Raw genomic sequence first — 12,198 nt, 5'->3', positions numbered from 1 at the left:
AATGCGACCTGTCTGATTTATATGGAATGTCAGAAGACAATTCCCTAGAATGCCCGTCATGTCGAAGGCAAAAGCACCTCAGAACCTTCAATCTGCAAAATCGACGCTCGACGCGACGGATGCGCAAATCCTGGCCGCGCTTGATTCCGACTCCCGTCTGTCGATGAGCGAGCTTGCCCGCCTGGTCGGCATGTCCGCGCCGAGTGTGTCGGAGCGGGTGCGCCGGCTGGAAGCCGCCGGCGTTATCCGAGGCTTCACCCTCGACGTGGATACGCGCGCGATCGGCTATCAGATCAGGGCAATGGTTCGGATCCGGCCGCTTCCCGGCAAGCTCCACCTTGTCGAACGGCTCATTCAGGAACGGCCGGAGTTTGTCGAATGCGACAAGATCACCGGGGACGATCCGTTCCTTGCTCGCCTCGTGGTCCATACCATCGAGCAGATGGACGATGTCCTTGAAGCGCTCTCGGAACATGCCGTCACCAGCACGGCCGTCATCAAGGGAACGTCGGTGAAACGGCGCTTGCCGCCGCTCTAGCCGCGGTCGTCGTGGGCACGCCAGATCGCCGCGAGCGCCGCGCAGCGAGCACGGCACGATCCGGATATGAAGGCGAATATCGGAGAAATCAGCATAGCGCCGGCCTCTGGCCGGGATTTCGGGCATTCTCGCTGCGTTGCGGGCGGAAGAAGCGCAGCCGCAGGAGCCTCAGCAAAGCGGCCCGCAGGGGAGGCGGGACCGACTGCGCCCGCTTGCGGCGCGCCGTTTGAATGGGCGGGCAGGGGAGTTCGAGGGGCGGGGCTTCGGGGCGCCCTTCGTCCTGGTCCGATCCGCTAGACGCGGTGAGGACCAGGCGCTCGGCCAACCAGCACGGAAGTCGCAGCGCGCGCCAACACGAAGAGACGCCCGACAGCTGTGGTGCAAAGCCTCCGATGTTGTGGTGATGGGGAGAGCGCCGCCGGGTGCCAACGGCGCTCTCGCGGCTTCGGTCAGGATTTCAGCGCGGCCATCCGCTCGCCGAGCAGCCAAAGGGCCTTGTTCAGCTTGATGTCCTGATCGATGCCGTTCACGGCGCGGGACGTCGCACGGCGCGGCCTGCCGAGATCGTCGCGGCCGACGCCACGCAAACCGCCCTTGATGGCGTTCTCCTGAACGACGTTCCAGACGGTCCAAAGGTCGTCGTTGCGGTCGTCGTGGCGGCGGGGAACGAGCAACTGTTCCGCTTTGATCGGGGTTTTGGTCTCGCCCTCGTTGTCCCCGAACCGGAGAACATGCGCCGCATCGGCAAGGATTTCCCTCTCCTCATGCTTCAGCCGCAGGCCGGACCAGTCCTGCGGGGCCGCAAGGGTGCGTTCGGCTTCGCCAAGAACGCGATAGGTGCCTTCGATGACCTTGTGCTGCACATCACCGGAATGCCGGACCTTGATGGCGTCGATGGTGCCGGTCTGTGTCACTAAGGAATTGAGGCAGCGGACGCGGAAAAGCCCGGCCATCAGCTCGTAGGCGCTGGTTCCGTCATTGGCGTTCTTGAGGAGAATTTCGCAGACGGTGTCACCAACATGATAGACCTTGCCGTCATCGATCCGGCGCATGCGGATAAGGTGCTTGGTGAAATCGGCCTTCCCCTCGATGCGGCTGCTGGACTGCTTGGCGCCGACCGGCATGAAGCCTTCGTTCATCAGGCCGCGCAGCACCTCGATGGTGGGGATGGGCTTGAAGCGCTCGGACCTGCTCTCATGGGCGGTCACGGCGAAGATGGACGGCGCGATGCTGCGCATTTCGGCCTCGGTCAGGGCGCGGCCGGTGTCGAAACGGGCGGTCTGGGTGTAGATGCTCATTTTTCTGTCTCCTTTTTCCCGAAGTCCCGCAGGGAAGCCCCCTTGGGCGAAGCCTCCCCGGTCTTTCCGGGGGAATGGCCTCTGACATTCCCCCGGACAGAGGGGGGAGGGCGAAAGCCCGCCCCACGGCGGCGCGCGGGCGGATCAAGGGGTCGTGGCGGGGAAAAAACGGAAGGTTCGGCGCGCAGCGGTGAAAGCCTTTTTTTGCCGGCGCGACAAGCGGCTTGCCGCGCCTGCCCCTTGAACCGAACGCCCGGCGATGTCAGGGGCGAGACAATCATGCGGCCCGCATGTGGGCCTCATTGCCGGATGCGCAGCAGCCGACAAGGACAAGCGATCGTCACCGGCATCGGCGGAGACGGCCGCAGGCTGGCTCCGTGCTCCGCATAGAGCGCGCTCGACCGGAACGGGCGATGGCCCCCGTGGCACAAGCGAAGAAGATCTTCGACGGAGAAAAACCGGCCGTTATCCACGAGGCTCCGGAAAACCCTACGGCGCAATTGGGGAGCGCGGGTTTCCTCCGCCTGCTCCGCTCGCCTGACGGCTCGCTGCGGCCGCGGCCGCGCCGTCCCACGGCGCTGCGGCTGGATAACGCCCGGCAGTGCCGGGGAATGATCTGTACGGAAACAGACAGGAGCGGGCAACGGCCCGGACTGTTCCGTCCTGCTCAACACGAGATTTCCCGCAGTCTCGAAGTTCGGGGCGAGAACTTGCGTATCGAGGTCCGGGCGCCTATTTTACGTCAGATCGCGGCGGACTCGCCGACGTAACGCCGGCGGCGGTCGAAATTGATTGACGTGGACGTCCCTCGACACTATGTTGAGAGCTAACAACTAACCCAGCATCCTGAGAGACATGGGCTCCGGGCGGTTGGGGGAAAAAGCCGGCGCAAGCCGGTTTTTTTATGTCTTGGGGGCAGGGCGTGCCGGCGTTACGAACACGCGTCTATATCGACGGCTACAATCTCTATTACGGGTGCCTGCGCAAGACGGCCTTCAAGTGGCTCGACGTCCTTGCCCTGTTCGAGACGCACATCCTGCCGACGATCCTCTACCGGCCCACGCCAGACACTGCGCCGGCGACCATGGCCCTGCATCCGGATTGCGCGATCAAGTATTTTACCGCGAAGATCATCGAAAGCGCCTCGAAGGGCGAAGATTCCGTGTCGTCGCAAGCGCACTATCACAATGCGCTGATGACACATTGCGGCGGCCGGCTCGCCTTCGTGATGGGCCATTATGCGCTCTACAAGGCCAACCAGCATATCGTTCCCGCCGACGATCCGAAGCGCTGGCCGCGCGACTGCGACAAGATTCAGGTCTGGAAGCTCGAGGAAAAGCAATCGGACGTCAACCTGGCGCTCCAGCTCTATGACGATGCGTTGAGCGGCGATATCGACCAGATCGTGCTCGTCACCAACGACACCGACCTGGCGCCGGCGCTGGAGATGTTGAAGGCGCGCTGCCCGCACATTGTTCGCGGACTCGTCATCCCAACGCGGAAGGTTGGGGCCGGCGGCGATCTCGAACGCGAGGCAAATGTCTCCCTGGCGGAGCTGGCCCATTGGGTGCGGCGGCATATCACCGAAGACGAGTTGCGGGCTTCGCAATTGCCTGATGTCGTTCCGGGACGTCGCCGTGCGAGCGTGAAGCCCCATTCGTGGTATGCGAAGCCGCACCATCTTGCGAAGATGCTGGAAATGGCCCGTCCGGTGCTGCGCAGCGAGGGCGAGATCCTGAAATGGGCGCGCCGAGACAGTGTCCATCTCGGCGGGCGTCGCCCGATCGATCTGATCGAAACGGACGCGGGCGCGGTGGAAGTCTTCGACTATATCGAGACGTATATCCGCGACCAGCTCGGCAGGACCGGCAAGCCGGACGATCTATCCTCGTGACGCCGATGCCTATGGGCGGGAAGGGAGCACGAGGGGAGGGGCTTTGGGGTTCCCCTCGAACCGTGCTGCGTCCGCTCGATGCGGGGGCTGCGCGGCAATCCGCCAATGCGACGACATGTTAGGCGGGTTCGAGACAGGGCGGCGGCAATCGTGGCTATCTAGCCGTCACGTCTACCAGACAAAACGCAGGCAGACGGTTCAAGCAATGAGGCGATGTGCCTCAATTGGTACATCGCCTCAATTATCTTGAAGGGGCGGGGTGAAGGCGCTCTACGCGCTCCCGCCTTCATCCTGAAGCTGCTTGACGACACGCTTTGCCGCCCACCGGCCGTTCTCGTTCAAATGGCGCTGCCATGCACCATATGAGGGAGACCAGCGGAAGCCGTTGGATTTCAGGAGGCCGCGCGTCGCGTCGTCGGGCTTACCGGGGAAGAAAAGCTGGATGCGCGCCGCCTCGATATTCTCGATGATCTCGATTTCCCCAAGGCTGGTTTCCACCTTCGTTTCAGTGTCGCCGCGCTCCTGCAACTGCTCCAGGGAAGCGAGGCGATCTTGAAGGCGGCGGATTTCCGCCCGGTCAAGCGTCGTGTCGAATTTCACCGGCATGCGGAAGGTCTCGGCGTGCTCCAAGGCGCGACCGATGATGTGGATTTCAATGTCGGTCTGCTCGACCACGGCGCGCATGATGTCCGCCATTTCGGCTTTCTTCGCCCGCATGGTTCGGATGATCCGGTTTGCGGTCTTCGCCTGCTCAAAATCGTTCTCCAGCCCGGCAATCTTTTTCCTGATCTTGTCCAGGGCCTCCGGATCATTCGAGCGAATGGCCTCGCCCTCCGCGCCATGGGGGAAGGCATGGCGTTTTGCTGTCTTGCGGGCCTTCCTGTCATGCTCACGGATTTCGGCGCTGCGCGCGTCGGCCGAGCGCTGGCGCTTCTCGTTGCGTGCGACCGGGAAGTTGGCCGATCCGGTGACGAACCAGCTCATGCAGCGGCTCTCCGCCGCCCAGAATGCGCGGGTGATCGCCACATGCTGGATCGCGAACATCTGCTTTTCGTCCACGGCATTGAAGCTGGCCGCGACACCCTCCCGAGCGGCGAGTTCGTCCACATAGTTGCCGAAGCCGTTGATGCGGATGGCAAGGTCGGACAGTTCGCCGGCCGCACGCCGTTCCGGGAAATGGCTCAAGGCGTCAAAGCTGCTGGTGATGCTGGCGGCGGTGATGCTGGTTGCATAGCTGCCGACCGTCACGACAAGGGTGCTGTTTTCAACGATTGCAATGGTCATGCCCGTGCTCCTTTACGGTTTCGCCGTGGGCGGAGCCTTCTTCCTTTGGTCCGAAGGACGTGCCCACACGTCCTCGGAACGAAGGGAGGGGGCGAAGACCGCTCCCGGCAGGGCGGCGGTCCGGTCATGGGTCGGCCGGGGCAAAAATCGGAAGGTTCGGCGCGCAGCGGTGAAAGCCGATTTTTTCGCCGGGCGACAGCGCCCTTGGGCGCGCTTGCCCGTTGGCCGGATCGATGGCCTGTCGTATGAGCGGCAGGAAACATGCGGCTCGCGCGCGGGCCTCAGTGCCGGATGCGCAGCAGCCGAGAAGGACAAGCGATCGTCACCGGCATCGGCGGAGACCGCCGCAGGCTGGCTCCGTGCCCTTGCATAGAGCGCGGCCGCCCGAAACGAGCGGTGGCCCATGGCAATATCGAAGAAGATCATCGGCGTGGGAAAACCGGCCGCTATCTACGAGGCTCCGGAAAGCCCTACTGCGCAATTGCGGAGCGCGGGTTTCCTTCGCCTGCTCCGCTTACCGGCGGGGCCGGCTCGCTGCGGCCGCGGCCGCGCCGTCCCACGGCGCGGCGGCTGGATAACGGCCTGCAACACCGTGGACGATCACCTTGAAAAAAGAATGCCGCCGGAGTGAGCGGCGGCATTCAGGCAGGCAGGTGCATACAGGGGAGGAGGGCCGGGCACCCGCCCAACGCCTATGATTGACTATGCGCCCTGCTCTTGGAAACGAGGTTGAACAGCTGTGCGATGACGTCCGTCACATAGACCTGCTCGCCCTCCCGCTGATAGCTGCTATTCGAGATACGGGACTCGATATAGACGAGATCGCCCTGCCCAACATTCTCCTCGATCCATTCGGCCTGCTTCTTGTCCAGGACGGTGACCTGAACCCAGTCGGTGGCACTTTTGCGCTCCCCATCCGACTGCCATTCGCGATTGGTCGCCACATTCACCTTCAACACGCCCTTCAGCGGTATGATGTTTCCGACGTGGCCAAGCACGGTATGCCGGTTAACCGTACGCATGGATTAAACCTTTCTTAACTGAGAAAAACCGTCTATCTGTTGAGCCCGAACCAATGCCGCTCGGTTTGCCCGGAAGTGTCATTCCTGATGTCGAAGTAATATGGCTCTGACCTGAGCGGTCGGGATATGGAGACCGTTTGTATGCAGCTCCGCTGCCGATCAGAACTGTAGAGACCGTGCGTTTTGCCCTGGCAAATGTTGACTGTCTTGACACACAGGTCGCCCTCTCGGGCGAATCCATTGCGGTCCCCCCTGCTTCCGACCTGATAGCCCTTCGGGCAATCCGCATATCGCTCGTGGCCTGGCGAACCCGTGCCCGCCTCGGGGCAGGTTGGCCAGTCGAAGCCCGGTTTCTTCATCGCGGAGATAAGCCGGTTCATCGGGGGATGGCAGGCGGACACGCCGCGCCAGGATGGATTGGAAGACGAGGCGCAGAGCAGGACTTCGCAGCCCCATTCGCTGGCGGCGGCTGGAGCGGGAAGCGCCGCGACCGTCAAAAACATTCCGAGGACGACAGGGTGAGGCATGGCATTGGCGATCATCTGCAATCTTCTCATCAATCACACTAACGAGTAAATTATAGTTTATAAGGCGATGACGAGCAAGCGCAAGAAGGCAGACACCGAGCTTGGAACGAGGATCCTGCGAAACATGGCAAGGGTCATAGAGCGCGAGCGTGAGACGCGCGGCCTGAACAAGAAAGAGATGGCTCAACTTTGCGAGGTGACCTATCCCTTTTATTTTCAAATCATTGACGGAACGGCAAACCCTTCTCTCCAGACGATTACGCGCATCTGCGTGAACCTCGATGTGCCTTTCCAGGAGCTGGTGAGCGGGGCAGCGCCTCTCTGATCGGCGACGCTGGGGATGCCTGTCGGCAGTCCCGCTCGCCTGGGCGAAGCCCACTTTTCGCCAAATCGGTTGCCAGAAAGATAAACTATATTTAGTTTCTCGCCCCGATGAAATTGATCGCCGGATGCGCCGAAAGGCTGCCGGCGCGATATCGGGGTATTGCCGGCATGAAGTCTTTTGCTGCTTCCGTTTTCCTCGTGATAGCTTCGACGGCCCATGCAGGCGAGAACCCGATGTGGCCGACGAGCCTGGCCTGGACCTGCACGTTCTCGTCTGTCATCCGGTGCGAGCGTTCGGTTGATTGCTTGACGGCCGCGGAGGAGGGTGAACTCAACCTGGACTATCGCCAAAACAGCCTGGCGGATCGGAAGGGCACGGTTCATCCGATCAAGCGCCACTATGTCCAGACGGTGGCCGGCAGCCCGATTGGGAGCGAGGTGAAGATTGAACTCGATACGAACGAGGTGATCTGGCTTTCACCGGCCGACGGGACAGGAGGGGGTTCCGACAACTGGATCGGCGCGATGCTGGCGCCGAAGACCGGCGTGATCACGCAGGAGCTTCGGCCGTTGATCTGCAAGCCGATAAAATAGCGTACCCTCCATGGCGTTCTTATGCCTGGCGCGGCAAGCCCCGCTGACCAAATAGGCGTGATAACGCGCGGCTTCGGCTCCGGTTTGGTGGCGTTTGTTTTCTGAAATTAGGAATTGGCAGCCGCCGACACTTGTGTGAAGCATGCTCGGGAGAACAACCCAGGATATAAACATGCTATACCCGGATTCTGATCGCGCACTCGAAAGCGAAGAGCAAGATGAATTCGGCTTCGCCGGCATTGCAAAGAAGCTCGCGCCTTCATTAGTTGCCGCGACAGGCGGCGATGGGATGGTCATCGGGATCGAAGGTCCGTGGGGCTCGGGCAAGTCCACCATGATGAATCTACTCCAGAAGGAACTGGCGAGGCTCGAGACACAGAACCTCCATATCATCAGCATTGCCCCATGGTTGAGCGGTGACGGTTCCAGCCTTGTCCGCACCTTGATCGAAGCTATGGCCGCTGTGCTCGATACATTAGAAGATGCACGAAGCTCTGGCTGGGGCTGGAACAAGAAGAGGGCGATAAAGTACGGCAACTTGCTTCGTGAGTATGCTGCGAAGACAGGGCGCGGAATCTCGCCACTTGCCAAGATTGCCGGGTTGGTGCTGCCATTCGCCACCGCGGCTGGCGAGGGTCTCGATCTTGGCGCAGGTTTTCTAGAAAAATTTGGAAAAGCACCGACCGATGCAGATCTGAAGAAAGCGATCTCCGATCGTCTGAAATCCCTAAATATCCGCTTCCTCGTGCTGATCGACGACCTCGACCGCCTTGAGCCGGCACAAGCCGTGGAGGTCGTCCGTCTCGTCCGATCTGTCGCTGACTTCCCGAAAGTCGCTTATGTCATGTGCTACGACCGCGCCGTCCTCGCCCATGCACTTCAGGTCGGCCTTGATGTGACGAATGGCGATCTCTTTCTCCAGAAGGTCGTGCAACTGACCTTTGCTATCCCCCTCCCTGAGCCGTTCGATCTTCGATTGTCGCTCCGTCAGAAGGCATTGGCGATCTACGAGGAGATCAATAAGCGGTCACTGTCGCTGGACGAACTGGACGAGTTGCGGCTAGCGATCGACCGTGAGGGGCAGGCTCTCCGGACACCTCGCGAAGTAAAACTGGTTCTCAACGGTATCCGGTTCGCATACGCTAATCTGACCGAACAGGTGTATTTTCCGGACATCTGCCGCATAAATCTCATTAAGATACTCAATCCACCACTATATGCATGGTTGGAGAAATATCTGTCGCTTCGATCAGTCCTCACCACGGGTGATGCGCTGATTGAAGAAGACGAGAGAACAACACTTGGAACAGAGTTGAAAAGCCTGCTTCCTTCCGAGGATGCTACCTCAGCCCGCTCGATATGGGGGCTGCGACGTTTCATCCCGAGCGTTCGCGCGGCCGAGACGGCGAAGGACACCGTCTTCAGCACGGAATCCGATAAGGAACGAAGCTCGATATGGGAACTGAAACGGCTCGCGAGCCCGCAGCACTACAGGTTTTATTTCGCATTGACCGGCCCGAAAACCGTGCTCCCCGATGAGCAGTATCGTGCGCTTTTGGCCCTTGCAGAGAAAGACATTAACGGCCTGAAAGTCCGCCTTCGCCAATATATCGACGAACGCCGGCCACTTGGGAAAAGCTGGTTTGAATACATCATCGACCAATTCGACTACCATCAATGGAGACGCCTGTCGGCCAAGCAGATCCAGGGCTATATTCTCGGGATCAGCGACGTGATGCTGGACATGCTCAACACGGCCGATCATATCCGTCCCTCAATGTTCGGGATTGGCCAGACGGCCCAGAACAACATTCGCGAGGCGATAAAACAGCTCCGCTCCCTAAACCCCGAAATCGCATCCACGACGCTCGAAAGGCTATGGACAGAAACCCGGTCTTTGGGGTGGCTCATCGGGGAACTGTATCGAACGGAGCTGCAATACCATGGCCGCGTCGGGGATCGCGCCCAGCCTCAACAGATGCATGCTTTGACCGATGAACAGCTCGATGCTGCCAAGCTGATATTGGAACGCCGCTTGGCTGATCCGGCGACACGACTTGAGTTACGGGATGCACCCCATCTCGCTTATTTGCTATTCGGCTGGCTCGATATGTCCGGGAAAGACGCTCCCATGCAATGGGTGGCGGAATACACGGTGGATGATGCGAACTTCGTGAAGTACCTGCTCCAGATACGCAGCTGGAGTATGAGCGATCGGGTCTATTATCCGCTACGCAAGACGTCGGTGTCCTACTTCCTCGATTGGGATCAAACGCTGGCACGGTTAGACCGGCTTGAGAAGGAAAAGATAAGCGACAGCATGGTCTCGAATATCGCGGAGATACGTGAAGCTTTGGAGCAGGGCAGAGAACCAGGTGACTGACCCTGCCGAATTCGAGAGAGTGCAAACCGAAATTCATCAGGATTGCGCTCTGGTCCGCTGGAGATTACTACCGAAACAGGCGTTTAGGCGAACTAGCATGCCACCTTGGGTGGAGTGAGAATCGAGCGCCAAATGTTATGTTATAACATATCGCATAAGTTCTATTATGGAACTAACCTATTGAAATATAATGGCAACATCACGTCGAAGGAACTATTTTACCGCTTGGTAAGCGGCGACGGCAGCAACGTGTCATCCGGCAATTCCGCGACTGCCTTCATGACCTGCTTGATGCGCTCGATGTTGAACGCGTTATCCGCAAACCATATCTCGATCTCGGCTGGATCGAGCGTGTCGGCCATGGCCGTCGTGGGCACTGCGCAACCAGCCTCCCGGATCGTGCGGAAGTTGTGCTGATATCGGCGGATGCGCTCTTCCATGGGAAGGTCCGGACCATGCTTCAACAACTTGTCTTTCGGCCAGTTGGCATAGGCCTAATCTCCCGGACGCCATTGGCCACCTCTGAGACTTACTGAACTCTCTCACGGATTCCAGGCCGGCGCTATGTATTGTCTTCGCAGCACATGGTCACGAGGTTCGGTCGAATGCGCTTCTCCTTCACGCACAGTCACGCATTTCCCGGCGGCGGTCGAAGACGCCGAAGCTATCGAAGGGATATGCGTCGTCGAGTTTTCCGATGGCAGCGCGCATACGCCATACCTGTCCCTCCGGGCGCGAGAAAAGGCATGAGGGACGCCCAGCTCCGCGGCGCACGAAGCGGTCTTTATCGCGAGCGCTCGCCATTGCACGGCGCATCCGAGTTCCTATCTCTTTCAACGGAGGTCAACGGAGAACCCGACGATGAAGAACGTCGCCATCAAGTCCGCGTTGGACGATGCGTTGGAAATCTTGGCTCCGACGCGAACCACGAATCGCACCCTATGTAAGACCGTGTGCCTATACTGCGAGCGAGCCGACCAGCCCATGGGCGACGATGGCTGCGGAATCTGCGATGACTGCCTGGGTTTATCAGTTGGGTCGCACGATCTAGGCAGTCTTGAATTCTCGACGCCCTCCCCCCATTTCACGGGCACTGCGCGTAATCGATGACTGCCTGCTCGATGGTGTTCCGTCGCGCGTTCATGGTCGTCCGGGTCAAAAAGGGCGCTCGCCGAAAGGGTCGAGCGCCCTTCTTCGTTTCAGGAGCCGCGATCGCCGTCGCAGGACAGGGACATGGTGCCGACAGCGCCGGTCCGCCGCCGCCTCGAGGGGAAACATCTATGGATTGGAACCGTTTCTACACAGTCGACCCCAGCTACGTCTTCATGCCCATCTTGCCAACAAGGAAGCGGCGCGCGCGAAGCTTAAACCCTTCGAAGGAGTAGCATACCACAGGTACAGGGCGGATGACGCTTCGCTGTTGTCCCTCGTCCAGCTTTGAGCATTGCGCCCCATGATGCCGTGGCGCCAACCGCGGCATCAATTCATCGCATGGATTGACATCGGAAACATATCCTTTATTCTGGATTTATGGATAATAATCTAGCAATAGCGGCGCTTGGTGCGCTCGCCCAGAGCACGCGGCTCGAGACCTTCCGACTGCTCGTGCGGCACGAGCCCGATGGCATCCCAGCGGGCGAACTCGCGCGCCTCATCGACGTGCCGCAGAACACCATGTCGGCGCATCTCGCGACGCTGTCGCGGGCCGGCCTGGTCACGAGCGAGCGGCAAAGCCGGTCGATCATCTACCGGGCAGACCTCAACGGCCTGCGTGAGCTGACGCTATTCCTGCTGAAGGACTGCTGCGGCGGATCGACGGAGCTTTGCGCCCCGCTCATCGCCGAGTTGACGCCCTGCTGCGCCCCGGAGGCGAAGTTGTCATGAGCGCGATCAGGTTGGAGCAGATTGAGGGCAACGACGCTGGCCTCAAGGCAGCCTTGACGGCGGCGCATCTGCCAACGGATGACATCGAGGATCACGGCCGGACCTTCTTCAGGGCGCGGTCATCGGATGGCCGGGCTATCGGTTTCCTCGGTGTCGAGCGCTGCGGTGATGACTTTCTCCTCCGTTCGGTCGTCGTGCTTCCCGATCATCGAGGGCAAGGACTGGGCAGCGTTTTGGTCGAGCGGGCGGTGGCGGGTCTCGATCAAGCCGGCGACGTCTTCCTTGCCACGACGAGTGCAGCACCGTTCTTCATGCGCATCGGATTTTCTGAAGTCCAGCCGGACAGCATTCCCGCAGCCGTGCTGGCGACGCGTCAGCTTTCCTCCATCTGTCCATCATCGGCGACGATCATGAAGCTTATCAAGCCGCCGACCTAACCACGGACCACGA

13 protein-coding genes are annotated in these 12,198 nt (G+C 60.3%); 8 read left to right on the top strand and 5 right to left on the bottom strand.

Translation table 11 applies throughout. The features are described from left to right. Window positions 1-58 precede the first annotated feature (58 nt). Window positions 59-538, top strand: a complete 480-nt coding sequence (locus J2Y63_RS27585) for an Lrp/AsnC family transcriptional regulator (RefSeq protein ID WP_435268780.1) — start codon at window positions 59-61, stop codon at window positions 536-538. Between the two features lie 449 nt (window positions 539-987). Here J2Y63_RS27585 and J2Y63_RS27580 read toward each other — a convergent pair whose 3' ends face one another. Continuing rightward, window positions 988-1,836, bottom strand: a complete 849-nt coding sequence (locus J2Y63_RS27580; RefSeq protein ID WP_435268713.1) for a DUF932 domain-containing protein — start codon at window positions 1,834-1,836, stop codon at window positions 988-990. A gap of 422 nt (window positions 1,837-2,258) precedes the next feature. Here J2Y63_RS27580 and J2Y63_RS27575 point away from each other — a divergent pair, with 422 nt between their 5' ends. Next, complete coding sequence (locus J2Y63_RS27575) at window positions 2,259-2,606, top strand: hypothetical protein (protein WP_435268712.1); 348 nt, start codon at window positions 2,259-2,261, stop codon at window positions 2,604-2,606. A 152-nt stretch (window positions 2,607-2,758) separates the two neighbouring features. Then, on the top strand, window positions 2,759-3,730 hold the full coding sequence (locus J2Y63_RS27570) for an antitoxin Xre/MbcA/ParS toxin-binding domain-containing protein (protein WP_435268711.1): 972 nt from the start codon (window positions 2,759-2,761) through the stop codon (window positions 3,728-3,730). A 270-nt stretch (window positions 3,731-4,000) separates the two neighbouring features. Here J2Y63_RS27570 and J2Y63_RS27565 read toward each other — a convergent pair whose 3' ends face one another. From J2Y63_RS27565 to J2Y63_RS27555, 3 genes are all read right to left on the bottom strand, one after another. Further along, on the bottom strand, window positions 4,001-5,014 hold the full coding sequence (locus J2Y63_RS27565) for a hypothetical protein (RefSeq protein WP_435268710.1): 1,014 nt from the start codon (window positions 5,012-5,014) through the stop codon (window positions 4,001-4,003). 692 nt (window positions 5,015-5,706) lie between these two features. Further along, window positions 5,707-6,036 carry a single-stranded DNA-binding protein gene (locus J2Y63_RS27560; protein WP_435268709.1) on the bottom strand — a complete coding sequence of 110 codons (330 nt, stop codon included), beginning with the start codon at window positions 6,034-6,036 and terminating at the stop codon, window positions 5,707-5,709. A gap of 32 nt (window positions 6,037-6,068) precedes the next feature. After that, window positions 6,069-6,578, bottom strand: a complete 510-nt coding sequence (locus J2Y63_RS27555; protein ID WP_435268708.1) for a hypothetical protein — start codon at window positions 6,576-6,578, stop codon at window positions 6,069-6,071. 109 nt (window positions 6,579-6,687) lie between these two features. On the opposite strand from J2Y63_RS27555, the gene J2Y63_RS27550 reads away from it, so the two are divergent. The 3 genes from J2Y63_RS27550 (at window position 6,688) to J2Y63_RS27540 (ending at window position 9,864) form a co-directional block, all read left to right on the top strand. Continuing rightward, window positions 6,688-6,888 (top strand): helix-turn-helix domain-containing protein, encoded by a 201-nt coding sequence (locus J2Y63_RS27550; protein WP_435268707.1) that lies wholly within the window; start codon window positions 6,688-6,690, stop codon window positions 6,886-6,888. Window positions 6,889-6,995: 107 nt separating this feature from the next. Continuing rightward, the gene (locus tag J2Y63_RS27545) at window positions 6,996-7,481 is read left to right on the top strand and encodes a hypothetical protein (RefSeq protein WP_435268706.1); all 486 of its coding nucleotides are present in this window, start codon (window positions 6,996-6,998) and stop codon (window positions 7,479-7,481) included. A 172-nt stretch (window positions 7,482-7,653) separates the two neighbouring features. After that, window positions 7,654-9,864 carry a KAP family P-loop NTPase fold protein gene (locus J2Y63_RS27540; RefSeq protein WP_435268705.1) on the top strand — a complete coding sequence of 737 codons (2,211 nt, stop codon included), beginning with the start codon at window positions 7,654-7,656 and terminating at the stop codon, window positions 9,862-9,864. A 218-nt stretch (window positions 9,865-10,082) separates the two neighbouring features. Here J2Y63_RS27540 and J2Y63_RS27535 read toward each other — a convergent pair whose 3' ends face one another. Continuing rightward, window positions 10,083-10,304, bottom strand: a complete 222-nt coding sequence (locus J2Y63_RS27535; RefSeq protein ID WP_435268704.1) for a hypothetical protein — start codon at window positions 10,302-10,304, stop codon at window positions 10,083-10,085. Between the two features lie 1,090 nt (window positions 10,305-11,394). Here J2Y63_RS27535 and J2Y63_RS27530 point away from each other — a divergent pair. Both J2Y63_RS27530 and arsN2 read left to right on the top strand, forming a co-directional pair. Beyond that, on the top strand, window positions 11,395-11,748 hold the full coding sequence (locus J2Y63_RS27530) for an ArsR/SmtB family transcription factor (protein ID WP_435268703.1): 354 nt from the start codon (window positions 11,395-11,397) through the stop codon (window positions 11,746-11,748). Beyond that, window positions 11,745-12,185: an arsenic resistance N-acetyltransferase ArsN2 gene (arsN2, locus tag J2Y63_RS27525; protein ID WP_435268702.1), complete on the top strand. Its 441-nt coding sequence runs from the start codon at window positions 11,745-11,747 to the stop codon at window positions 12,183-12,185. The genes J2Y63_RS27530 and arsN2 overlap by 4 nt, the downstream gene beginning before the upstream one ends. Window positions 12,186-12,198 lie beyond the last annotated feature (13 nt).

The sequence above is a fragment of the Shinella sp. BE166 genome, from assembly GCF_051201095.1.
GTDB classification, from domain to species: Bacteria; Pseudomonadota; Alphaproteobacteria; order Rhizobiales; family Rhizobiaceae; genus Shinella; species Shinella lacus.
This window is presented reverse-complemented; position numbering and strand designations above follow the sequence as displayed.

Coding starts and splice junctions, on each gene's coding strand:
- J2Y63_RS27585 (WP_435268780.1), top strand. CDS start 59: ATGTCGAAGGCAAAAGCACCTCAGAACCTTCAATCTGCAAAATCGACG.
- J2Y63_RS27580 (WP_435268713.1), bottom strand. CDS start 1,836: ATGAGCATCTACACCCAGACCGCCCGTTTCGACACCGGCCGCGCCCTG.
- J2Y63_RS27565 (WP_435268710.1), bottom strand. CDS start 5,014: ATGACCATTGCAATCGTTGAAAACAGCACCCTTGTCGTGACGGTCGGC.
- J2Y63_RS27560 (WP_435268709.1), bottom strand. CDS start 6,036: ATGCGTACGGTTAACCGGCATACCGTGCTTGGCCACGTCGGAAACATC.
- J2Y63_RS27555 (WP_435268708.1), bottom strand. CDS start 6,578: ATGATCGCCAATGCCATGCCTCACCCTGTCGTCCTCGGAATGTTTTTG.
- J2Y63_RS27550 (WP_435268707.1), top strand. CDS start 6,688: ATGGCAAGGGTCATAGAGCGCGAGCGTGAGACGCGCGGCCTGAACAAG.
- J2Y63_RS27545 (WP_435268706.1), top strand. CDS start 6,996: ATGAAATTGATCGCCGGATGCGCCGAAAGGCTGCCGGCGCGATATCGG.
- J2Y63_RS27540 (WP_435268705.1), top strand. CDS start 7,654: ATGCTATACCCGGATTCTGATCGCGCACTCGAAAGCGAAGAGCAAGAT.
- J2Y63_RS27535 (WP_435268704.1), bottom strand. CDS start 10,304: ATGGAAGAGCGCATCCGCCGATATCAGCACAACTTCCGCACGATCCGG.
- J2Y63_RS27530 (WP_435268703.1), top strand. CDS start 11,395: ATGGATAATAATCTAGCAATAGCGGCGCTTGGTGCGCTCGCCCAGAGC.
- arsN2 (WP_435268702.1), top strand. CDS start 11,745: ATGAGCGCGATCAGGTTGGAGCAGATTGAGGGCAACGACGCTGGCCTC.